Genomic DNA, 24,626 nt, shown 5'->3' with positions numbered 1-24,626 from the left:
GCATTAGGCAATATAGTGCAAATTTTACAGTGCTTCTTCGTTTTCATCACCGGTTCTGATACGGACAACTTTGTCTAAAGTATGAACAAAGATTTTTCCGTCACCGATTTTTCCGGTAAAAGCCGATTTTTTGATTGTCTCAATGCATTTTTCGACTTCTTCGTCTTTAACCGCTAATTCAACTTTAATTTTAGGAATGAAGGATAAGACATATTCAGCCCCGCGATAAAGCTCAGTATGACCTTTCTGTCTGCCGTAACCGCGGACGTCACTTACCGTAAGACCGTTGATGCCGATAGTCGTAAGAGCTTCACGAACCGAATCAAGTTTAAAAGGCTTGATAATTGCTTCGATCATTTTCATTTTTCATGTCCTCCGATTACAGGTTGTAGCCGCGTTCGCCGTGAACGGCAATATCAAGACCTTCACGTTCGGTTTCATCGCTGACTCTGATTCCGCCGGTCAGAAGTCCTGCGACTTTAAAGGCGATAAAGGAAGCAATTCCTGACCAAATAACGGTTATGACAATTGACATAAACTGACCGTATACCTGTCCGCCGATAGATGTCCATTCGCCTTTGAATCCGGCTCCGCCTAATGACGGGGCGCAGAATACGCCGGTTAGCAATGCTCCGATGATGGCTCCGATACCGTGAATGCCGAATACGTCCAAGGAGTCGTCAATACCGGTTAAACGCTTGAAGCCGTGAACACCCCATACGCAGCAGACACCGGCAGCAATTCCGATAACGAGAGCGCCTAACGGTCCGACAAATGCGCAGGCCGGAGTGATGGCGACAAGTCCTGCCAGAACACCTGAAACGGTACCTAAAGTTGACGGCTTTTTATACATAATCCACTCTACGCACATCCAGGAGAGAGCCGCGGCAGCAGGAGCGATGGCGGTGTTGATGAAGGCCAATGCGCTGATGGCGTCAGCGGTAAGTTCAGATCCTGCGTTAAAGCCGAACCATCCGAGCCACAGCATGCCGCCGCCAATATAGGTTAAGGTCAGGTTGTGCGGTGCGAGGTTAATTTTGCCTAAATCACTGCGCTTGCCGAGCATGTAAGCACCGACGATACCGGCAACTGCGGCATTGATATGAACAACATCACCGCCGGCAAAGTCATAGGCTGCAAATGTCGAATCAATAAATCCGCCACCCCATACCATATGGGCAAGAGGAGCATAGGATAAGAGCATCCAGAGCAAGATACCGATTAATAAAGCGCTAAAACGCACACGCTCAACCAAGGCGCCTACGATAAGGCATGAAGCGATGGCACAAAAGGCTGCCTGGAAAATAAAGAAAGTATATTCACTTAAAGCTCCTGATAATGAATCTGAATTTACTGACAGTAAAAAGGCTTTATCCAGATTTCCGCTAAAGGAAGCGAACAAATGATCGCCTGATGAAAAGGCAATCGAGTAGCCGGCTACAAGCCAGAATAAAATAGCGATAGAGCAGACGGCAAGACACTGTTCAAGAACTGATAAGGCATTTTTGGCGCGAACCAGTCCTCCGTAAAAAAGACCGATAGCAGGTATTGACATAAGCAATACCAAAACGGCGCAAAGAAGAATGTATCCGTTAGCAGCCTGATCTAATGTTCCGTCTTCAGCTAAAACCGGACAGCTTAAGGATAGTGCAACTAATGCACCAATAAAGTGCTTTTTCATAATAATATCTCCGTGATGAGATTTTGTTTAACTTCACCTACACATTAAACCTTTGGCTTTTATATTCAATAAATTTATAAAAATTCACAAAATTGATACGATAAATAGTATATATTCACTAATTTGACGCTTAATTTCACATTAATTGTGCGTGTTTATATATAGGGCAAATGCTTTTTTATTGAAATTTAATAGCTTTGTCGAAGCCTTGGGACACTTGGTTAAAATCGTTATGAAAACATTAAAGAAATGAGCTAAATTTGCGATTAAAAAAACGGCGTATAGTGAAAGTCGTAATTAGGTTAGCTTTAAGCCGCAAGATCTGAACTTAATTTTTATGCGTGATTTTGATTATGAGCGGTGATTATCAGCTCTTTGTTACTTCAGCCTTATATTCGATATGTCTTTTTAGTGCGCACTTAAATGAGGTCGTAGCAATTTCTGGTCTAATGGCTTTAGGCTGCTTTATCTGTCACTTTTTTATCGGTTTTTATCAATGTTTTCGGCTGTTTCCGCACACTGTCATTTAGTCTGGTACTTTTAGCTTTGACTTTAGGGGGATTTTCTTTTGTACTTAACTTATTCTTTTTGCCTGTGAGCATTTCATGTACGGTATCAGCATCGGTTGTGCCGGAACGGCAATAGGAACTATGGTAGATTACTGACTATTGCTTGTTATGACATTGTTTTGCGTAGAAAAATTTTCATGATGAGAGCTTAGTCATGACAAAATGCTTTTGTTGTTGCATCTACTTACAGGTTTCATGCATCTAAATCGTTCAATAACTCGTCTAACGAGTTGAAAGTTTTTCCGTCTTTTCTGGTTGTAAGGAATTCATCAAAAGCTTGTTCACTTGGAAAGTTAAAGGCTCTCCAGACCGGTTGGTAAAATTGACCCTCTATCGTCAATACGCGTCTGTCAAACTGTCTTAATGCCGTATAAAAAATAAGTTTTTCCGCTTTGTCAGGATATCTTTTTCTTAATTTTAAACGGCGCATTTACACGTTAGCATATCTTGCCATTAGATTTCTCCATTCCTTTTAAGGAAAATGTAAAACCATTCTGTAGGTGGATCATATTTCCATTATTGTTCAAATTAATTTCATTTAGAAACGATAATTAAAGTCAGCGGATATATTAAAGCCGGTAAGCTCAGAGCCGGTTTCAGCCCCGCAGGTAAGCCCTGCTGAAAAGCCGCTTGTAAGCTCAAGCTCTGCGCCTAAATTAAGATAAATACCGTAGCTCCCGTCACGCTTAAGTTCAGAATCAAAGGTCGGTGCCTTGGTATATTTAAAAGAGGCAGTTGTATGATCTTTGTTATACGTTACATCGTAGAAGTAAGACGCATCGGCAAACAGCATGAAAGAGCTGCCTGAGGTATTTTTCTGCTGCAGTTTAAAGCGCCAGCCAAGCTCTAGCGGCAAACTGTCATAAGTTGTGCCGTCTATGTTTATGGCAGCGCTGCCGCTTTCGTCAATATCAGGGGTACGAATTAGACTATAGTGTGCTGCGGCAAAAGGACCTGTGCACAAAGTAGAATTGTCGTTTGTAAACAAGAGGTCATAACCTGCAGCAGCTTGCACAGAACCGATGAAAGACAGCCAGTCGCTATCCATTGTGGCGCGATAGCCGTTGACGCTTACTATGCGATCCATATCACCGTACTGCATTCCGGCACGGATGCTGCCCTGCAGGTAAAATCCATCGGAATGAGGGCGATATAGACCACGCAGACCTAAAAGCGCACTTTGTGCTTTTGCCTCGGCACCATTATTGCCTTTAATATCGGTGTTAAGTGAGTTTAAGGTAAGATTGACGCCTAGCGTCAATGCGCCTGTTAACTTAGTATCCGCACCGATTACAGCACTGTAGCCGTCACTTTCCCAGGAAGCTCCGTCCGAGTCATAAACACTGTAAAGCACATCCCCGTAAATTTTAGTGCCGTAAATTTCCTCAATGGGATCTGCCCACAGACGGTAAAACAGTTTTCGGTCTTGAGCGTTAAGTAGACGCAATGAAGCCTGTGCTGCTGCGCTGTAGCTTTCAGCGCTGACGGAGTGTAGAGCCTTGCGAATGGAGCTCCCTGACAGGGAAGAAAAATCCAAGGCTGAAATAAGATCGGCGTAGGGTGAATCGGCGCTGTCGGCAAGATGAACCAAAGCGTAACCTGTTGAGGCAGCAGCTACACTGTCGGCATACCGGGCGTAAGCATCAGGATTGCGGTAGACCTTGCCTGATGCAAAGTACTCTGTTTGTCCGGTATTGGAATTTGAACCAGATTCTAGATTAGTAATATTTAAGGTCGGTGATAGGGCATCGATCTTAACGGTGTCAAAATTGTCTTCTGACTTATTGTTATATTCTATTTTTAAAGAGGTCTTTGTTTCTTGGTTGTTTGAGTAGTAGGCTCGTGGCAGAAGCATGGTAAGAGTGCCGTCAAGCTTCGCACTTTCAGCTGACACATTCGCAGCAGAAGGAAGTCGCAGCACGCTGTTCTCACCTAAACTTATGGTCTGCGTTTTCAGGGCATAACCGTTTGCATCGCTCCCTAAAAGTGACAGCTTTCCATTATTAGACAGACTTAACGTTTGTGTGGTACCTAAAACGGTCAGCTCTCCGTCGGTAAGATTCACATCAAGACTTTCAGGACCATAAATTGAACCGTACAAGGTCATGGCAAATTTACGATCAGTATCTCCGGCACCGAAGATCAAGTCGGTAGTGAGATCAAAATCTTTATTCTCTTTGACAAATGCAGTAATGTACTCATTGTCAGGATCCCAGTTAGAGATAATATTGCCTACTATCTGAGCTCCCGGCAGAACATTAATTTCCTGCACTAAGGCATTGTCGGAGATATATACGGCAGCTGCGTTTCCAGCAACAGTTCCGGTGATATTCACCTCACCCATCAAGGCACCGAAGTTGGTGATCTCAAACCCGTTGTTATCTTTCTTTGCAAGCGACCATTCACCACTACACTCATCAAAGTAACAATAAGAATTAAATACATCTTTTTCATCAACAGAGGTCCAGATATAAGATCCACGGTATTCCGTTTCGTTTCCTAGCAGATTGCCGCCAAAATCAAAGCGTAGAGCAACACCGCCTTCGCCTAAGGCGGTAATTGTGCCTTGGGCGTTGAGTTCCTGATCACTGCCGTAGGCAAATAGCACACCGGTACCGTTAAGACCGTCTGCTCTTACCTGTACCGCATCGGCGATGGTGATTTTGTTTTCTGATCCGTCAACGCGAATGCCGACTCCGCCTGTTCCTCCTGCTAACAGATCGGCTGCCTGCGTTATCTTATTGTTTTTGCCGTAAACATGCAGTCCGGTACCTAAAGTCGCGGTATTGGGCTGCCCATTAATATAGGCGCTTCCGTCTGCTGTTCGTGCATAAAAGCCCTGCGTATTGACGATGGTTTGATTATTTGCATAAATCGATCTGCCGTAGAAATTTTTACGGTCGATGGTATAGCCGAGATCCTGAAATGCCGCTAACTCGGCTTCCATGAAGAAAGTGTAGTTACGATAGTTCTGGTGACTCATCATGGAACGGTCAAGCTCAAAGTGCGACAGTTCAAAGAACTGATTCCAATCCTGGTTATACTCTACTCCGTTAACCGGAATGCCCTTAAGGTCGGATCCTGCTAAAACTTCGCTTACGTGCTGTCCTTTAAAATACACTCCTGATTGTGCACCATCACCTACAAGAAAAATATTTTCTTCAGAGTCATCTGTATTGTAAGAATTAAGGGCAACCAGTTCTTTTTCTGTGGAATATTGCACGTCGCAACAATCATAGAGAAAATTGTTAAAGTTAAGATCATAGCCTTCTAAAAAGCCGACGCCCAAAGCGTGACCGAACTCATGAAATACCGTAGCGGCATAATCAAAACCGTCCCCGTCAGGCAAGGTATACCAGGTGGTGGGATAGTTAAAATCAAGACCCTCACTGATAAATACGAATGCCGGCAGCTGTGCAGGCTTGTTCATAGTAAATTGCCCGAGCGGACCCACCACGCTTTCAGGCTTGCCGGATGCATTTAAATTTGGATAAGAGGTAGCGGCGGCATTTCCGAGTTGTTCATCCAATCCCAGAACCTGCACTTTGACAGGAGAGGTGTTTACAGTTCCGGGACCCAAGATCTCCGCCCACAAGGATCCTGCCATAATTAGTCCGCTTATTTCCTCGTCTTTAAGATTGCGCTGAGCGGTACTGAATTCATCTTCTTCCCCATCTGAAAAAGCATCCGGCAGTTTTTGCATGTTCTCGCCTGCATTTAAAACCTGCAGTTCAAACATCGGTTTACCTTTATAGTTGATGAGGTAGAGGGTAGAGGCTTCACTTTGCTGCAGAGGCAGGGAGCATAACATAGATACGGCAACGCTTAAGGCGCTGCGTTGCAGCGTCATATGTTTCCGGCATTTGCAGTTATAGATTTTTTTGCCGGCTAAGATTTTATTTTTCATGTTGACTTTTTCCTCTCCGGCAAAAACTCAGACAACCTTGGAATAGAATACTTGCGCGGTATTTTGTTTGTCATGATAAAGGTAAAAACTTTGTTTGCCTATCAGTTTTTTCAGCTGCAGGAACGGATCGATTATTAATCTTTTAAGGATTAAGGATGTTTATTTTTTAAGCTGTAAAATTTCGGATTCGGAAAGACCGGTCGCTTTTATGATTTGCTGTATGGATAGCCCCATCTCAAGCAAGGTTTTAGCCGTTTCCAATGCCTGAATTTTCTTGCCTTCAGCTTTACCCTCAGTTCTTCCTTTTGCTATTCCTTCAGTTAGACCTTCAGCCCTGCCTTCGGCTTTTCCGATTTCTTTACCCCGAAGCTCCGCAGAACTTATAGCCGATACGAAATCCATCTCAGCCCGATCTGCCGCCTCATAGCGCAGCATCTCTTCCTTATCCTTGCTATACACTTTCTCTATCCTCGACAACTCTTTAAACATTTCTTCCTCAGGAATGATTTCTTCTCCTGCAGGTACCGTGGCACTTAGATATTTTACCCATTGCTCAAGACGGCTTAACTTGCTCTTTTCGTTTACCCTGCACTTTTTAAATTCTATAAAATGCAGTGTCGACAAGTTGGTTAAGCGTGAATGTTCGTCGTCTTCGTTGTAATGATAGCATGAGTGATAGTTAGACGTACTAAGATGGTTTTCAGTTAAAAAGGTAATAATTATCACCGGCGTAAGTTTGTGATAAGGAACGCCTTTGGTGATTTGGTCATGAAGGACATTTAAAGCGTAGTAACAGCATCTTGCCCCGATATCGGCTTCACGGTACTGCTGGATTTCGATGGAATAAATACGCTTATTGGTTTTGGCTCTTATATCAAGGATACCTGCCTTTTCATCATGATGGGACGGAGTAAAGACACGGTCTTCTAAGGTGACGTCAATAATTTTTTCATCTTCAGGATGGGAGCCTTTATCAAAAATGACGGCATTTAATAAGTCGATAAGAAAAGCTTTATGCTCACGTTTAGAGAGAATGTGTTTGGCAAAAGCGTCGTTGGTACGCTTTAAGGAAACTGACGGTGAAACTACGGTGAAAGAAGATTTTGACAAGATGCCTCCTTTAATAAAACAAAAGCATCATTGTGCCTAAGTGCAAAAGCTGACCCGGTCATAAACACTGCAAATTACACACAACGCTTCTACAAGGCGCATAAATCCAAGGGAAAATTTTTTAACTTTTTTATTGCACTGCTTTGGTGAGCTTCTTGAAGTTTAGAAAAAACAGCTTAAAAAGAATAAAGAGCTTAATTTTTAGAGTAGATTTTTATCTTATAAAACAAATAATTTTAAATAAAAAAGTTCCCCAAGGGCGGTTTAGACCTTCAGGGAACTTTGAGCAACAGGTAGTCTTTAGTGATTTAAATAACGATTAACCGCATAGGCACATTGTCTGCCCTCTGCGATTGCGTACACAACCAGTGATTGTCCTTTTCGTCCGTCTCCTGCGGCAAACACTTTATCGCAGGACGTCTTATAAGCGTTTTCTCCATCAGTCGGGGCGGCAATATTACCTCGACTATCAGTTTTAAGTTTAAATTCGTTTACGAGCGATAAACTCGGATGAGCATATCCCATGGCGATAAGGACAATATCGGCATCCATTTGTCCTTGGGTGCCTTCAATCGGAGTGATCTTGCGATTGGGACCCCATTTGACTTTTACTGTACGGATTGAACTTACTTTTCCTTCACCTTCAAAAGAGGTGGTATTGGTAGAGAAAATTCTCGTACAGCCTTCCTGCTGGGAAGTGGATGTTCTTTTTATCTTTTTGTAATAAGGAAAGCCGCAGTGCGGATCGACGTGCTCGGGCAATTCATCGTGATAGTCAAGCTGAGTGACCGAGCTTGCACCTTTACGGATAGCTGTTCCGATACAGTCGGAAGCGGTTTCACCGCCGCCGATGACAACAACTTTCTTGCCCTTTACGTCAATAGGATTGGTTACTTCCCCGTCATTTTCCTTATTTTGCGCGATAAGAAAATCAAGGGCAAAATAGATGCCTTTTAACTCGCGTCCCGGAATTTTCAGATCGCGCGGCTGTTCGCTCCCGGGACATAATACAACTGCATCATATTGTTTTGTAAGCGATTGTCCGCTTATAAAGTTTGTTGCCTCACAGTGAACGCCTTCCCCCAAATCTTCCTTCTTGCCGACCATGGTGTTAACGATGAATTTGACTCCTTCTTGTTCCATTTGGCTTAAACGGCGATCAATAAGACTTTTGGAGAACTTAAAGTCAGGGATCCCAAAACGCAATAATCCGCCTATTTTGCTGTTTTTTTCATACACGGTTACGTGATTGCCAAGCCGGGTTAATTCTTGGGCGCAAGCTAAAGCAGCAGGGCCGGAACCTACTATAGCTACATGCTTGTTGGTATTGCGCTCGGGCTTAAAGACACCGACAAGGCCGTGGGAGAAAGCATATTCGCTGATTTTACGTTCAATCGCCTTAATGCTTACACTTTTATCAGTAAGGCTTAAAGTACAACCGTCTTCACACAAAGCAGGACAGATCCTTCCGGTAATTTCCGGAAAGTTATTGCTCATGGAAACAATTTTATAAGCCTTTTCAAAGTTTCCTTCGCATACTGCCTGATTAATTTCCGGCATAACATTATGCAAAGGGCAGACGCGAGTGCAGAAAGGAATTCCGCAGTCCATGCAGCGACCTGCTTGATTGATTGCCGTTTTATCGTCATACGTTTTTATAAACTCATCAAAATGACGAATTCTTACGGCAACATCCTGATGCTCGGGTTCGACCCGCGCAAACTCAATAAATCCGCGTTCAAAACCCATTTTATGCATTCTCCTTGTTGATAGACTGCAAAGCCTTTAAGTACTCTTGCGGCAAGACCTTAGCGAAGTTTTCAAGTTCATGGTCAAAATCATTTAAGATCTGTGCGGCCTTATGGCTGTCAGTTGCAGCAACGTGCTCTTGCAATAGATTATAAATGTTTGTTTTATCGTTAAAATCTCCCGGATGTTTTGAGTCCTCATTGCAATAGCTTACAATAAAGTTTCCGGCTGCAAGATAGTTGTTAAGTGTATGCTCAGGGTCATAAACGTAGGCAATGCCTCCTGACATTCCGGCACCGAAATTTCTATTTACCGGGCCTAAAATCATGACGGTTCCACCTGTCATATATTCACAACCGTGATCGCCGCATCCTTCACATATTGCAGTAGCTCCTGAATTTCGGACTGCAAAACGCTCTCCGCATCTGCCGTTTAAGAAAGCTTTGCCTGAGGTTGCACCGTATAAACAGGTATTGCCTGCAATGATATTTTCATCTGCCTTGCCGGAAAATTCTGCCGCTTTGCGGATTTTGATAATTCCGCCGGATAATCCTTTACCGACATAATCATTGGCTTCACCCGTAAGATTTAGGGTAATGCCCTTTGCAAGAAATGCTCCGAAGCTTTGTCCGGCTGTTCCTTGCAGATTTAGAGTAATGAAATTATCCGCAAGTTCTTTTTTATTCTTGGTAACAGCATTAGAAATTAAGGTTCCTACTGCACGATTGGTGTTGGCTACAGAACTGTTGATTGAGAGTTCTTTATTATTTTTTAATGAGTTTTGAACCTCATTTAAGAATTTGCTGTCTAAAGCTTTATCAATGTCATGCTGTTGTTTTGTCGTGTTATAAGTAGAATCGCTTGATGCAACTTTAAAAAAGATCTTCTTAAAGCTTAGATCATGAGCTTTTATCGAATCATTTATTTGTTTTTTATCAAGTAAATCCACTCTGCCGATTAAATCATCAATCTTTCTTATACCTAGAGACGCCATGATTTCACGTGCTTCTTCGGCAACGAAATAGAAATAATTGATGACAAAATCAGCCTGACCTTTAAAGTTTTTGCGCAAGACCGGATCTTGTGTCGCAATACCGGCAGGGCAGGTGTTCTTTTGGCATTTGCGCATCAACACGCAGCCTAAAGTAACTAAAGGAGCCGTGCCGAATCCGAATTCATCTGCACCTAAAATTGCTCCGATAACCACATCACGCCCGGTCTTTATTTGGCCGTCAACCTGAAGACGTACGCGTGATCTTAAATTGTTAAGCTGCAGGGTTTGCTCAACTTCGGCAAGACCGATTTCCCAAGCCGAGCCGGTATTCTTTACCGAGTTTACAGGAGCAGCTCCGGTACCGCCGTCGTGCCCTGAAATCACCATATGATCAGCTTTGCATTTAGCAACACCGGCGGCAACAGTGCCGATCCCGTGTTCTGATACGAGCTTAACTGAGATTTCCGCTTTAGGATTTATGAGTTTTAAATCATAGATAAGCTCTGACAGATCCTCAATTGAGTAAATATCATGATGGGGCGGCGGTGATATCAAGCCTATACCCGGCAAACAATGACGCAGGTAGGCAATATAAGGGGAAACCTTATGCCCCGGAAGCTGACCGCCTTCTCCGGGTTTTGCTCCTTGAGCCATTTTAATTTGAATGACGTCAGCACTTTCAAGGTAGGATGCGGTAACACCGAAACGGCCTGATGCTACCTGCTTGATTCTTGATCTTAAGCTGTCGCCCTTTTTTAGCTGAATAGGGACAACCACGTTATCGCCTAAAACATCGGTTAAAACGGTATCTTCCTTAATTGGTTCAAAACGCTTAGGATCTTCACCGCCTTCACCGCTATTTGACATTCCGCCCAAACGATTCATGGCAATAGCCAAAGTACAGTGCGCTTCAGCCGAAATGGAGCCCATAGACATGGCAGCGGTTGAGAATCTTTTTACGATATTATCGGCGCTCTCGACTTCTGATAATGGAATAGGATTTGCGGCTTTAAATTTAAACATACCGCGGATAGTCATTAAGCGTTTTGACTGATCGTTTATTATCTGAGCATATTTCTTATATTTATCGTAAGATTTTTCTCGTACTGACTCCTGCAGCAGGATGACAGCTTCGGGCGTCCACATATGCTCTTCACCGTCAGTACGAAAGTTGAGGTTTCCTCCGGAACTTAACATATCGTCAGAATAGGATTTGGGGGCGAAGGCTTCCTTATGGCTTCTGACTGCTTCTTTTGCTACCTCAAATAATCCGATCCCTTCAATCGGGGAGTTGGTATTAGTAAAGTAACGGCCTATAAATTCACTGTTAAGACCGACGGCTTCAAAGATTTGAGCGCCGATATAGGACATATAAGTTGAAATACCCATCTTGGCCATGATTTTTGCAAGACCTTTATCGATGGATTTTATGTAGTTGTGTAACAGCAGATCCTGCTCTTTCAAATCGGAACCCATGCTTTTTACTAATGATAAAGCAGCATAAGGGTGAATGGCTTCGGCTCCGTAGCCTGCCAACAGAGCAAAATGATGGACAAGACGCGCAGATCCCGTTTCAACTACAAGTCCGGTACTGGTTCTAAGACCGTTTGCAACTAAGCACAAATGTACGGCGGATAGGGCAAGAAGCGCAGGAATCGCAACCCGATCGGCACTTACGTTTTTGTCGGTAACGATTAGGATATTAACACCTGATTTAACTGCATCAACGGCTGCGGCCTTGATACTTTCAAGACGTGCTTCAATGCCGTCTGATCCCCAGTTAAGCGGATAAGTGATATCAAGTTCTTTTACACGGAACTTGTTTGAGGTGTAAGAAGAAATTCTGCGGATTTGCTCCATTTCTTCATCAGTTAAGATCGGCTGCTCAACTTCAAGGCGTACCGGCGGATTGCTGGAAACTATATCCAAAAGATTAGGGCGCGGACCTATAAAAGAAACGAGAGAAGTTACAAGCTCCTCACGTATCGGATCGATAGGAGGATTTGTTACCTGTGCGAACATTTGTCTGAAATAATCATACAAAAGGCATGATTTTTGGGATAAGACGGCAAGAGGCGCATCATTACCCATGGACATAATAGGCTCTTGCCCGTTTTGTGCCATGTTTTTAATAATGCGGTCAACTTCTTCGCGGTTATAGGCAAAGACCTTAAGTAATTGGTTAAGATTTAACGGACTTAAAGTTTCAGGTGCCTTTACTTCTTTGTGGTCAAGCTTAAAACGCAGCTTTTCTACCCATTCGCGGTAAGGACGCAGAGTTGAAAGGGTAGTTTTAATTTCATGATCATCAATAATTCGACCTTGTTCCAGATCGATAAGCAGCATTCTTCCCGGTTCAAGGCGCAGTTTCCTGACGATTTTCTTTTCCTCAACAGGCAGAACGCCGGCCTCTGATGCCAAAATTACTTCTTCATCTGTAATGTAGTAGCGGGCAGGACGCAAACCGTTGCGGTCAAGTGCGGCACCTATTTGTCTGCCGTCGGTAAAGACTATTGCAGCAGGGCCGTCCCACGGTTCCATCATTGCAGCATGATATTCATAGAAGGCGCGCAGCTTAGGATCCATGGATTGATTCTTCTCCCATGCCTCAGGAACCATCATCATAATGGCTTGTGCAATGGGATAGCCTGACATGGTTAGAAGCTCAACAGCATTATCAAAAGATGCGGAGTCAGACTGATCTTGGAAAATTAAAGGCCAAAGCTTTTGTAAGTCGCTGCCAAAAAGAGGGGAGCTGATATTTTTCTCGCGTGCCAAGATCCAATTGAAATTGCCTCTTAGGGTATTTATTTCTCCGTTATGGGCAATCATACGGAACGGATGAGCAAGAGACCATTGCGGGAACGTATTGGTAGAAAAGCGCTGATGAATAATCGCGAAAGCTGAAGTGCAGCGCGAATCGGTCAAATCTTTATAATAGATGCCGACTTGAGAAGCTAAAAGCTGTCCTTTATAGACTACGGTATGAGTCGAGAAGGACGGGATATAAAATTCTTTACAATGCTTTAAGTTAAGGTTGTAAATAGCGATTGAGCACTTTTTACGGATAATATAAAGTTTGCGTTCAAAAGCGTCAGTTACAGACAAATCCGGGCTATGGCCTATAAATACTTGCTTTATAACCGGTTCTTTTTCTTTTACGGCTTTTGACATCGGCATGTCTTTATCAATGCTTACGTCTCTCCAGCCTAAAATAGTCTGGCCTTCAGAAAGAATGGCTCTTTCAATTTCTTCCTGACATGCATGCTGCGAGGCTGCTTCCCGGGGCAAAAAGATCATGCCTACGCCATATTCTCCGTAAGGCGGCAGAGTAATACCCTGCTGAAGCATTTCGTCGCGATAAAGTTCATCGGGAATTTGCAGTAAGATACCGGCGCCGTCTCCTTGCAGCAGATCGGCTCCAACCGCTCCGCGATGAGTAAGATTCTTTAAAATCTCAAGACCCTTGAGAACGATGCTGTGCGAGCGCTTGCCTTTTATATTGGCAATCATACCGACGCCGCAGGCATCATGTTCGAATTTGCTGTCGTATAAACCGCTTTCTTGGTGCATTCTTTTTTACCTGTGCTTAAAATCGGCTGCCGCTTTCGGGCAGCCAAAGTTTCATAATTAAAGAGCGTAATAGAGCTCAAATTCACAAGGATGCGGAACTTGATTTACCTTGTTTATCTCAGCTTGCTTTAATTCACAGTAAGCATCGATAAAATCATCGGAGAAGACGCCGCCTTGTTTTAAGAAATCACTATCGGCTTTAAGGGCCTCAAGTGCTTCACCAAGAGATCCGCAAACCTCAGGAATATCTGCAGCCTCTTCAGGAGGAAGATCGTAGAGGTTCTTATCTAAAGGATCGCCCGGGTTGATTTTATTGAGGATTCCGTCAAGTCCGGCCATAAGCATGGCGGCAAAAGCAAGATACGGGTTAGCTGTACAATCCGGGAAACGTACCTCAATATGGGTTGCTTTCGGATTTAATGAGAATGGAATACGGATTGAGGCCGAACGGTTGGATGCGGAGTATGCAAGCATAACCGGAGCTTCAAAGTGCGGGATTAAACGCTTATATGAGTTGGTTGAAGGATTGGTGAAAGCATTTAAAGCCTTGGCGTGCTTAATGATGCCGCCGATGTACCAAATAGCTTCCTGCGACAGTCCTCCGTATAAATTTCCTGCAAAAATGTTCTTTCCTTCGCGGCCGATTGACTGATGGCAGTGCATGCCGGAACCGTTGTCACCGGCAATAGGTTTGGGCATGAAGGTAGCGGTTTTGCCCATTTTATTGGCGACATTCTGTACGACGTATTTGTAAATCATCACTTCATCGGCTTTTTTAGTCAATGAATTGAACTTAGTGGCAATTTCATTTTGTCCGCAGGTGGCAACTTCGTGGTGATGGGCTTCAATAACGAGTCCTAAATCCTGCATGGTTTTACACATAACGGAACGAATGTCCTGTGATGAGTCAACGGGAGGTACCGGAAAGTATCCGCCTTTAACGGAAGGACGGTAGCCTTTGTTCCCGTTTTCATAGCAGGCAGCACTGTTCCATGCCGCTTCAACATCATCAACGCAGACAAAGCAGCCTTTCATTGTGCTTTCAAAGCGAACGTCATCAAACAGGAAAAACTCGGGCTCCGGTCCGAAAAATGCTTCATCACCGATACCGGTTGACTTTAGATAGTTTTCTGCGCGCTTTGCCACTGAACGAGGATCTCTGTCGTATCCTGTCATGGTTTGAGGATCTAAAATATCACAGCGGATTGCTAAGGTAGGCTCTTTATAAAACGGGTCGATAAATACTGTATCGGCATCAGGCATTAAAATCATGTCCGACTTATCGATTCCGCGCCAGCCGGCAATGGATGAGCCATCAAACATCTTACCTTGGGAGAAGAACTCTTCATCAATAGCACAGATAGGCAGAGTGATGTGCTGTTCTTTACCTTTAGTATCGGTAAAGCGCAAATCGGCAAACTGCAGCTGCTTATCTTTGATAAGAGAGAGAACTTGGGAAACTTGCATGATTTATCTCCTAAACACGATTTTTGCACCCATTTTTAAGGCAATGACCGGTTGTGTAAAGGAAAATCAGTTAATTCCTATTTTTGGTGCGTTTATATAATAATTTAGTGCAAGAATTAATTATCAGAAAGTGTCTATTTATTATTTATATTTTTCTTTATATAAGAATATAAATTTTATTTAATTATTTTTAATATGTAATTAATTGACTATTTAATATTTGTTTGTTGCTGATTTTGTTTTAAACAAGAATTAAATTTAAATTAAAAATAAGTAATTTTTAAGGTTATAAATTTGAAACCATTAAAAAATAATGCACTATAAATGAACATTAAATTGTGCTGCTTTTTTGCAATAAAGTGCAAAAGCGTGAATTGCTTAATGTGTACTTAAGATCAATATGTTAAAATTTACAACTTAGTGAATTTTCTTATTAGAGGTGTCACGTGTCAGAATTTTTTTCGCCTGAATTTATAAGCGAGCTTTCAGGATTTATCTCCCGTCATATTATGTTTTGCGGAGCCTGGCTTGTTGTTCTGGTGCTTCTTATTATCGTCCAGTTTAAGATTATGACCGCCAGGGTTAAAAAGGCCTCTACCGGTCTTGCCGTCATGATGGTTAACCGTGATAACGGAGTTTTCGTTGATTTGCGTACTCCTGACAGATTCAAGCTCGGTCATATCGCAAACTCCATCAACATGACTGCTGCTGAAATTAAAGCAGGCAAAATTAATCGTATTGAAAAGAATCGTGAAAAGCCGGTTATTTTGGTCGGACGCGATAAATATGATTCAGATTCCTTTAATTGTGCCCGCAGCCTTAAAAAAGAGGGATTCACTCAGGTATTTATCTTAGAAGGCGGAATTGCCGAGTGGGAAAACTCAAATATGCCTTTAACCACTAAAAATTAAACAATTGCAAAATAAGGATTGAATAATGTCAGAAAATAATCAGAACAATGCACAAAATGCTCAACAGCCGGTATTTCAGATTGTTCGCATTTACTCAAAAGACGTTTCCTTAGAAACTCCTAATTCTCCTGCTGTTTTTCAGGCAGCATGGAAGCCTGAGCTTAAGGTCGAGTTTGATTCTAAGACTACAAAGATCACTGATGATCAGTATGAAGTCTGCCTGCGTGTTACCGTAACCTGCAAGAACGGAGAGCATACTGCATTCTTGTGCGAAGTTAATCAGGCGGGTGTTTTCATGCTGCGCAACTTATCTGCCGAAGCAATGGATTATTTGCTGGGAGCAACTGCACCTAATGTTCTGTTCCCGTATGCCCGTGAGTTTATTTCAAGCCTAGTAGCTCGTGCAACCTTCCCGCAGCTTAATTTGTCTCCGATAAATTTTGAAGCTTTATATCGTGCTCGTAAAGATCAGCAGGCGCAGGAAGCCCAAAAGGCAGCTCAAGAAAAAAAGGATGAACCTGTAGCTTAAGGTTCAATAGGATAAACAATTGAAGGATCTTCATTCTTTATCCGTTATCGGTGCCGGATCTTACGGCACCGCTTTAGCTATTGCCGTCGCTTCCAAAGGTTTTAAAGTTACTTTGTGGGGGCGTAATGCTAAAAGCATAGAAGCAATGGCGCAAAAACGTGAGAACGAGCGTTACCTTCCAGGGATCTCTTTCCCGCAAAGTCTTTCTCTTACTGCATCTTTAGAAGAGTGTGTTCACGCTTCGCCTAATTTGCTCGTTGTGGTTCCGAGCTGCACTTTTGCCTCCGTTATAAAAAATATTGTTCCTTTTTTAACTAAGGATCATCGTCTTGCGTGGGCAACTAAAGGAATAGAAGCAGGAAGCGGAGAGTTATTAAGTACGATTGCATCTAGGATCGTTCCTGAGAATTTACCGCTTGCCGCTTTGTCCGGACCGACTTTTGCCAAAGAATTAGCTTTAGGCATGCCTACTGCAATTGCTGTGGCCGGCAATAACCCGGAGTTTTCTTCACAGTTGTGTGAAATAATGCATACTCCGACTTTCCGTATTTATGAAAGTTCGGATTTTATCGGCTTGCAGTTGGGTGGAGCTGTTAAAAACGTAATTGCTATCGGAGCCGGCTTATCTGACGGATTAGGTTTTGGTGCAAATGCCCGAACGGCGCTTATAACGCGCGGACTTGCAGAAATGGTGCGTTTAGGCCTGGCCATGGGGGCTACCGAACGCGGTTTTATGGGGTTGTCGGGACTTGGTGACTTGATTTTAACTTGTACTGATAATCAGTCGCGAAATAGACGTTTTGGCTATATGTTAGGTCAAGGTGTTACGGTCCGGGATGCTTTGGATAAAATCGCTCAAGTAGTTGAAGGGTATGTGATGACGCCTGAGATTTATAAATTGGCTCACAAATATAACGTCCAGATGCCGATTTGTTCGCAGATATACGAAGTTATTTGTCATGGAAAACCCGGAAAGACTGCAGCAAAAGAACTTTTAGGACGCAGTCTTAAAAGTGAGTGCTAGAGATTGCAAAGAAAAAGGACGCATTTGCGTCCTTTTGTAAATGCATCTTAATCTATCAACCGTAGGTTTCGTCGGTCTTGACGTGATTGGTTACATCGATAACGTCTTTGATCATTCCAGGAAAAGCTTGATTCAGCTGGGATTGAATTCCTTCCTTTAAGGTAATTCCGACCATAGAGCAGCCGTTGCATCCTCCTGAGAAACGGACTTTTACTACACCGTCTTCGGTTACCTCTTCAAGCGCAGCAGCTCCGCCGTGTCCGGCCAAAGCCGGATTAACAGTGGTCTCAAAGAATCTTTTTACTCTGTCAAACAAAGTAGCATCTTCAGGTAAATCCTGCTTCTTAAGATTCGGAGCATGGAACGTGAGCAAATCATTGCCGTCATCATCTTTTGACAGATCGATTACCGATTCGTCAAGATAAGGGCTTACGCTTGAATCAATTACGATTTCAAAGCCGTCCATCTTAAAATGTTCATCATTCATCGTGATGTATTCTTTAGGACAATATAAGATCCCGCATTCAACCCCCGGAGTGCCGACATTGGTAGCGGATAATCTGATGGCAAGACCTTCCATTTTTTGTTTGGCAATGATCTTTTTGAAGTATTCCTGTGCAGGTTTTGAAACTGTTATCTTACTCATATAAAAGCTCTTAACACTTGTTTGATATCGCAAATGTATAAGTATATCGCTTAGAAAATAAATCAACAGTGCAAAAGTGAAAAAAATGCTTAAAAAAAAGCTGTTTTAAGTTTAAAGAGAACCTATTTTTCTAGTAAAATTAGATGAGTTAATTAAAAACCACCGAGAATTATATTTTCGGTTTTTATGTGGAGAAAAAAATGGACTTAACTAAGTACGGTATTACCGGCACTACTGAGATTGTTCACAATCCTTCTTACGAGCAGTTATTTGCTGAAGAAACCGCCGCTGGCCTGACCGGCTTTGATAAAGGCGTTGTTACCGAGATGGGTGCCGTCAATGTTATGACCGGTATCTACACCGGCCGTTCCCCGAAGGATAAGTTCATCGTTAAAGATGACACCTCAAAAGATACCATTTGGTGGACCTCTGAAGAATTCAAGAATGACAACAAGCCTTTAACCACTGAAGCTTGGAACGAGTTAAAAGAATTAGCCGTTAAAGAACTTTCCAACAAGAAACTTTATGTTGTCGATTTATTCTGCGGTGCTAACGAGAACACCCGCCTTAAGATCCGCTTCATCGTTGAAGTAGCATGGCAGGCCCACTTCGTAACCAACATGTTCATTCGTCCGACCAAGGAAGAACTCGAGAACTTCGAGCCTGACTTCGTCGTATTCAACGCTTCCAAGGCCAAGGTTACCGACTACAAGCGTTTAGGCCTCAACTCCGAGACCGCCGTTGTCTTCAACCTCACCGAGCGTATGCAGATCATCCTCAACACCTGGTACGGCGGCGAAATGAAGAAAGGCTTGTTCTCCATGATGAACTACTACTTGCCGCTTAAGGGCATTGCTGCTATGCACTGCTCCGCCAACACCGATATGGAAGGCAAGAACACCGCCATCTTCTTCGGTTTGTCCGGCACCGGTAAGACCACCCTTTCAACCGATCCTAAGCGCTTACTCATCGGTGACGACGAGCACGGTTGGGACGACGAAGGCGTATTTAACTTCGAAGGCGGCTGCTACGCTAAGGTAATTAACCTTTCTAAGGAAAATGAGCCTGACATTTGGGCAGCTATCAAGCGTGACGCTCTCCTTGAGAACGTAACCGTTGACGCAGAAGGCAAGATCGACTTTGCCGATAAGTCCGTAACCGAGAACACCCGTGTTTCTTACCCGATTTATCACATCAAGAACATCGTTCGTCCGATCTCCAAGGCCCCTGCTGCTAAGCGCGTAATCTTCTTGTCAGCTGATGCTTTCGGCGTTCTCCCGCCTGTATCAATCCTTGACAAAGAGCAGACCAAGTACTACTTCCTCTCCGGCTTCACCGCTAAGTTAGCCGGCACCGAGCGTGGTATTACCGAGCCGACCCCGACCTTCTCTTCATGCTTCGGCGCTGCCTTCTTGACTCTGCCTCCTACCACCTACGCTGACGTATTGGTTAAGCGCATGAACGCCTCAGGCGCTTCCGCTTACCTCGTTAACACCGGCTGGAACGGCACCGGCAAGCGTATCTCCATTAAAGATACCCGCGGCATCATCGACGCAATTTTGGACGGCTCCATTGATAAAGCCGAAACCAAGACCATCCCGGTATTCTCCTTCAAGGTCCCGACCGCTCTTCCGGGCGTTGATCCGAAGATCCTTGACCCGCGCGACACCTATGCAGATCCTGCAGAGTGGGACAAGAGAGCCGCTGACTTGGCCGGCCGCTTCATCAAGAACTTCAAGAAGTTCGAAGCTTTGAACGGTGAATTGGCTAAGGCTGGTCCTCAGCTCTAATTTGCGTTAACGCAATAACCTTAATAGGTTAAAATAGGCCCGATGCGGTGTTCCGTATCGGGCTTTAATCTTTTTTTAAGGGATGATCATTATGGGAAAGCCTTATATTACGCGTGAAGGTTACGATTTATTGCATCAGGAACTTGATTATTTATGGCTGGAAAAGCGTCCTGACGTAACGCAGAAAGTTTCTTGGGCTGCAAGTCTCGGCGATCGTTCCGAAAATGCCGATTATCAATATAATAAGCGTTTGCTGGCGCAAATTGATAGGCGTATTCGCTACTTACGCGGCTGCATGAATAATCTTCAGGTTGTGGAATACAATCATCAGCAGGACGGCAAAGTTTTTTTCGGTGCCTACGTTGAAATAGAAGCTGATGACGATGAGTCTTTAATGCAGGTAAGAATCGTCGGCGGAGATGAAATTTTCGGGCGTACAAATTATATTTCGGTGGATTCTCCGATGGCCAAGGCACTTTTAGGTAAGGCTGAAGGGGATGATGCTTCCGTGCATACTCCTAAAGGAGCACGTATTTGGTATATAAACAGAATTGCATACCATAAGCCCGAGTGGTTTGAAGAGCAAAAACCGCATGCTTTTAATCTTGAGCCTACCGATGATGATATTGAAGCAGATAAGCAGGCTGTTGAAGGTATGGATGCAAAACAAATTGAGCAGGAATATTTAAAGACATTGATTAAATAGCAGATAAGGTTAAGCAAATATTTTGTATAGTTAGATTATTAATTATGTTTTTAAATAAACATATGAGAAGCTTAATTTAAATAAAAATTTTAGAATTTAGAATAATTGGTTGATATCGGGATATTTATGACAGTGTCGGATTTTGAGGAATATTTGCGGCAAGGGGAGCCTTCTCAACAAGATAAGATTAATGCATGGCAGACGGCTATAGGACTTCAATCCGTTGACGGACTGACTCCCTCTCAATATTTGCTTGATACGGCGCGTAAACATATTGACGGTGATATATCTATAGATGAAGCAAGAGATCTAATTAAAAGTTACTATCAGTCAAAAAGTAGCAGGGATCTAAAATTTTCAGAAACGGAAGAAGCGGATAAAGCATCTGCCAACATTGCAAAAATTCTCGGCGAACAAACCTTTTCGTTTTCACTTGTAGGATTGGTATCTATTCATCAAAGTATATTTGACGGGATCTTTAAATTTGCGGGGAAAATACGCGATTACAACATAACCAAAAAAGAGTGGGTTTTACGTGGCGACACTGTTTTGTACGTTTCTGCTCCTGATATCAAAGCATCTATCGAATATGATTTAGACAAAGAAAAAAAATTTAAATTTTCAGGGCTTTCTTTAAGTGATATAGCCAATCATATTGCGCGTTTTACCGCAGACCTGTGGCAAATACATCCGTTTGGTGAAGGAAATACTCGAACTACAGCCGTATTCATTATTAAATATTTAAGATCTTTAGGTTTTAAAGTTGAAAACAATTTGTTCATTAAAAATTCTTGGTATTTTCGTAACGCTTTAGTGCGTGCCAACTATCAAAATTTACAGCTTCAAATTGAAAGAAATGTAGAGTTTTTGGAAAGATTTTTTCAAAATTTAATTGCAGGATCTGATTTTGAATTAAAAAACAGATACTTGGTAATTAATGCGCCGAAAACTTTTTTGAAAGAAGAAATAAAAGGAAGCGATCAAGTACCGATCAAGTACCGATCAAGTACCGATCAAGTTGAGCCTAATACATTAATTTTGCTTAAGACGATTAATACGCAGCAGCTTTCTTTGAAAGAGTTAATGTTTCTAATCGGATTAAAGCACCGTCCGACATTTTTAAAAAATTATATAAATCCTGCAATTGAGTCGGGGTTTGTCAAAGTGCTGTACCCGGAAAAATTAAATCACCCGCGGCAGAGGTATTTACTGACTGTAAAGGGAGATGCATTACTTTCAAGTTTAAATAAGAGAGTAAAGCTCTAGTAACTTGGATTTTAGTTTTCTAAAAAGGCAGAAACTTTTTCATAGAAAAGGTCTGGCTCAGTAAGATACGGACTATGTGCCGAATGTTCAAAGACATAGGTTTGATGCATTTTGTTGATATTCATATTTTGCGCTAAGGCACAAGGAACAAAGCGATCTTTCCTGCCGAAAAGATGCAGACAAGGGATTTTTATATGAGTAAAGTCTTCGCGGACATCAGCATAAGCCATCATTTCAATACCAGCGGTTAAAACCTCAAAAGGAATTTCTTCAGATTGGCTTAAAAGTGAGTGCAGAATAGTAAATTCATTTTTGCCGTGCAAAATCTCTTCGGTTTGCATGCGGAAAAAAAGTTTTAATAGGCGATTGCAGCGTCGCGGTGTGAGGAGACTTTTACACTTCATAATGAAGTTGTAGGACACCCCGGGCCAGTTCGGATCTTTTGGAAAACGCGGAGTCCCGCAGATAGTCACAAGTTTATCGATAGGCGAGTTAGTTAAATTGGCTGCTTTAAAGGTAAAAATAGATCCTATTGACCAAGCGATTACATCACAGTGTTTGGGCAAGGTTTTAAAGAGGGCTAAAGATGTTTCTTCAAGAGAATTTGCAATATTTTTAAGCTCTTTGCTCATGCCGTAGCCCGGCAGGTCAATTAAGAATACGTCTCGATGCCTAAACATTTGAGCAACAGGCAGCAGAAAGCTGCTGTCACAGCCCCAGCCGTGAATTATGCATAAAGGTTTGCCATGCGGAGATCCGTAGCGTGTGACGGCTAAACATTTGTTATTCATACATAATTCTCCAAGCGCTTAACTTCACGGTTAGTGTAAAATTTAGTATCCCCTTTTATGTAATTCTTCAAGTAAAATCCTTCTGCGCTTATAGGTGTATTTTACATAACTGACCTTTTCTTTTATCAGCTGTTGGACAACAGGAGTTTGTCGGTTTAATAAAGCATCCAAGCAGTTTATTGCTCTTGTATAATTTTGCAGTCCTGTAGTTCCTCCTGCAATTTTAACGAAATCCTGCAATAAAACAGCATTAAGCTCATTGTAGTATGATGCCGGCATTCTGTGTCCGAAGTCAGCGATATATTCCGAATGGGTTTTTAAAATTGCAAAAGCTTTGTCAAACTCTTCAAATAATAAGTGGAAACGTATTTTCGATGGAGTGTAGTTGGCATAAAACGGTTCCGGTCTGTAAACGATATTTCGCAGGGCTTCTTTGATTTCTTCTCGTGATTTTGGACAATGATCTTTAAGGTATTGAGCGGCATCCCAATCAATACTATTGTAGAATTTGACTAATTGTAAAAAGATCGCTTTACTTTCATAAGCGAGATTCAGCTTTATATTTACCTTTAATAAGGAAGTTAATTTATCATTAATGCGGTAATGGTAATCCTCGACTTTTTGATAGATGTTAATTAAATACTCAAGCAGGCTTTTCTGTTCTTTAAGATCGTTTTTCGTTTGAGCCCTGTTTAACAGCTCTTCACTAGCAGGCGGTGTTGTTCTGAATTCCTGTACGAACTTATTGAAAATTTCCTCTTTGCCGGGGGTGTGTACCAAAATATCCTTTATTTCGTAAAAAATGCTTTCGACCGCGTCATAATCATTAACGGTGATTGCATGGCGCAATTGTTCTTTTTTCTGTGAAATTATTTGTTCGCTCAATTTTTCATCAGGAAGATTTTTTGCAATTGTTGCATGATAATGACGGATACCATGAGCTTCACCGTATTTAGTTAAAAATATAACTATTTTACTTTTTTCTTTAGGAGATAATTTTTTATAAAAGCCTGAAAGTGTTTTGACGGCATGTTCGAAAATTTCCTCAGGAATGGTATCATTGCCGACATCACAATCTGATGCTGAAATTCCGCCATACTCATCACTGCTTTCAATGTCTGTTTCTAGGTCATATTCTGCACAGCTTGTAAGTTCTTTTGCTATCAGTTCGGCGGCGTCGTCAAAAAAGGATTTTTTCGTGATATTGCCGACAGTTTCCGTCATTTCTTGCTCTAAGTTAATAATAAAGCTTCCCAGCGCATCAGTATCATCCCAATATTCATATTGGCAGCGCACGAATTCTTCTGCGTCAAAAGAATTATTTAAAACGTGAAGAAATGAAGAGTATTCGTCATGCAATAAATCATTCTTTGCTTTATTGTCGTATTTACGAATAAATAATTTTTGCTCGTCAGGAAGATGCATTAAAAGATCGTAGACATATTGATTTAAAGAGGATCTATCAAGATCTTCAATGATTTGTTTAAGTTTTTCGCTCATGTAAAAACCTTAAGAAATTTTAATGCTTATCGTGATGATTATTGCCTGATTAGGAGAATATGACAAATGAATAATTGTTGTTTTTTGATATGAATAATAGAAAAACAATGTATTGATTAAGTTTATTTAAAACTGTCGCGAATGAATTCATTGTCTTTATTAAGATGGTTTTACAGGTCCTAAATTTTGTGTCGGCTCCTTTGATTTTTGCAATTCATTCAAGATAATACCCCGTTCGCTAGATGGCCATCGAATGGGGTATGGTTAAAAATCACTGACTTAAAATTGTTAATTGTTACGTCTATTCGGACGATCGCCTGGGTCATGGTCGGGGCGTCGGTCGGATCTGAAGTTCGGACGATCGCCTGGGTCACGGTCAGAGCGTCGGTCGGGTCTGAAGTTCGGGCGATCGC

At 42.3% G+C, this 24,626-nt stretch carries 17 protein-coding genes and 1 pseudogene; 6 read left to right on the top strand and 12 right to left on the bottom strand.

Annotated elements, in window-relative coordinates; translation table 11 throughout:
• Window positions 1-24: 24 nt before the first annotated feature.
• The 8 genes from HMPREF9444_RS05325 to glnA form a co-directional block, all read right to left on the bottom strand.
• On the bottom strand, window positions 25-363 hold the full coding sequence (locus HMPREF9444_RS05325) for a P-II family nitrogen regulator (protein ID WP_009143362.1): 339 nt from the start codon (window positions 361-363) through the stop codon (window positions 25-27).
• A gap of 16 nt (window positions 364-379) precedes the next feature.
• Window positions 380-1,681, bottom strand: coding sequence for an ammonium transporter (locus tag HMPREF9444_RS05320; protein WP_009143361.1), 1,302 nt, complete (start codon window positions 1,679-1,681; stop codon window positions 380-382).
• A 762-nt stretch (window positions 1,682-2,443) separates the two neighbouring features.
• Complete coding sequence (locus HMPREF9444_RS05315; protein ID WP_009143359.1) at window positions 2,444-2,680, bottom strand: hypothetical protein; 237 nt, start codon at window positions 2,678-2,680, stop codon at window positions 2,444-2,446.
• A gap of 108 nt (window positions 2,681-2,788) precedes the next feature.
• Window positions 2,789-6,157 (bottom strand): autotransporter outer membrane beta-barrel domain-containing protein, encoded by a 3,369-nt coding sequence (locus HMPREF9444_RS05310; protein ID WP_009143358.1) that lies wholly within the window; start codon window positions 6,155-6,157, stop codon window positions 2,789-2,791.
• Between the two features lie 159 nt (window positions 6,158-6,316).
• Complete coding sequence (locus HMPREF9444_RS05305) at window positions 6,317-7,267, bottom strand: Rpn family recombination-promoting nuclease/putative transposase (protein ID WP_009143357.1); 951 nt, start codon at window positions 7,265-7,267, stop codon at window positions 6,317-6,319.
• A 300-nt stretch (window positions 7,268-7,567) separates the two neighbouring features.
• A complete protein-coding gene (locus HMPREF9444_RS05300; RefSeq protein ID WP_040909268.1) occupies window positions 7,568-9,016 on the bottom strand; it encodes a glutamate synthase subunit beta in 1,449 nt (482 codons plus the stop codon).
• Between the two features lies 1 nt (window position 9,017).
• Window positions 9,018-13,583, bottom strand: a complete 4,566-nt coding sequence (gltB, locus tag HMPREF9444_RS05295) for a glutamate synthase large subunit (RefSeq protein WP_009143354.1) — start codon at window positions 13,581-13,583, stop codon at window positions 9,018-9,020.
• A gap of 57 nt (window positions 13,584-13,640) precedes the next feature.
• Window positions 13,641-15,050: a glutamate--ammonia ligase gene (gene glnA, locus HMPREF9444_RS05290; RefSeq protein ID WP_009143353.1), complete on the bottom strand. Its 1,410-nt coding sequence runs from the start codon at window positions 15,048-15,050 to the stop codon at window positions 13,641-13,643.
• Window positions 15,051-15,496: 446 nt separating this feature from the next.
• Between glnA and HMPREF9444_RS05285 the strand changes: the two genes are divergently transcribed.
• From HMPREF9444_RS05285 to gpsA, 3 genes are read left to right on the top strand one after another with little or no spacing between them, the layout of a single operon-like run.
• Entirely contained in the window at window positions 15,497-15,961 is a 465-nt protein-coding gene (locus HMPREF9444_RS05285) for a rhodanese-like domain-containing protein (RefSeq protein ID WP_050779008.1), read from the top strand.
• Window positions 15,962-15,986: 25 nt separating this feature from the next.
• Window positions 15,987-16,490 (top strand): protein-export chaperone SecB, encoded by a 504-nt coding sequence (secB, locus tag HMPREF9444_RS05280; protein WP_009143351.1) that lies wholly within the window; start codon window positions 15,987-15,989, stop codon window positions 16,488-16,490.
• Window positions 16,491-16,509: 19 nt separating this feature from the next.
• Complete coding sequence (gene gpsA / locus HMPREF9444_RS05275) at window positions 16,510-17,514, top strand: NAD(P)H-dependent glycerol-3-phosphate dehydrogenase (RefSeq protein ID WP_009143350.1); 1,005 nt, start codon at window positions 16,510-16,512, stop codon at window positions 17,512-17,514.
• A gap of 55 nt (window positions 17,515-17,569) precedes the next feature.
• Here gpsA and HMPREF9444_RS05270 read toward each other — a convergent pair whose 3' ends face one another.
• Window positions 17,570-18,160 carry a NifU family protein gene (locus HMPREF9444_RS05270; RefSeq protein ID WP_009143349.1) on the bottom strand — a complete coding sequence of 197 codons (591 nt, stop codon included), beginning with the start codon at window positions 18,158-18,160 and terminating at the stop codon, window positions 17,570-17,572.
• A 200-nt stretch (window positions 18,161-18,360) separates the two neighbouring features.
• Between HMPREF9444_RS05270 and pckA the strand changes: the two genes are divergently transcribed.
• The 3 genes and pseudogenes from pckA (at window position 18,361) to HMPREF9444_RS05255 (ending at window position 21,922) form a co-directional block, all read left to right on the top strand.
• A complete protein-coding gene (pckA, locus tag HMPREF9444_RS05265) occupies window positions 18,361-19,950 on the top strand; it encodes a phosphoenolpyruvate carboxykinase (ATP) (protein WP_040909267.1) in 1,590 nt (529 codons plus the stop codon).
• Window positions 19,951-20,041: 91 nt separating this feature from the next.
• Window positions 20,042-20,515, top strand: a pseudogene (gene greB, locus HMPREF9444_RS05260) (transcription elongation factor GreB); the annotation flags it as partial.
• 267 nt (window positions 20,516-20,782) lie between these two features.
• The gene (locus tag HMPREF9444_RS05255; protein WP_009143346.1) at window positions 20,783-21,922 is read left to right on the top strand and encodes a Fic family protein; all 1,140 of its coding nucleotides are present in this window, start codon (window positions 20,783-20,785) and stop codon (window positions 21,920-21,922) included.
• Between the two features lie 11 nt (window positions 21,923-21,933).
• On the opposite strand, the gene HMPREF9444_RS05250 is transcribed toward HMPREF9444_RS05255, so the two are convergent.
• The 3 genes from HMPREF9444_RS05250 to HMPREF9444_RS11255 form a co-directional block, all read right to left on the bottom strand.
• Window positions 21,934-22,713 (bottom strand): alpha/beta fold hydrolase, encoded by a 780-nt coding sequence (locus HMPREF9444_RS05250; RefSeq protein WP_009143345.1) that lies wholly within the window; start codon window positions 22,711-22,713, stop codon window positions 21,934-21,936.
• 42 nt (window positions 22,714-22,755) lie between these two features.
• Complete coding sequence (locus tag HMPREF9444_RS05245) at window positions 22,756-24,213, bottom strand: hypothetical protein (protein ID WP_009143344.1); 1,458 nt, start codon at window positions 24,211-24,213, stop codon at window positions 22,756-22,758.
• Window positions 24,214-24,431: 218 nt separating this feature from the next.
• Window positions 24,432-24,626: hypothetical protein (locus tag HMPREF9444_RS11255; RefSeq protein ID WP_009143343.1), on the bottom strand; the 195-nt coding region annotated here is incomplete at its 5' end.

The organism is Succinatimonas hippei YIT 12066 (assembly GCF_000188195.1).
GTDB classification, from domain to species: domain Bacteria; phylum Pseudomonadota; class Gammaproteobacteria; order Enterobacterales; family Succinivibrionaceae; genus Succinatimonas; species Succinatimonas hippei.
This window is presented reverse-complemented; position numbering and strand designations above follow the sequence as displayed.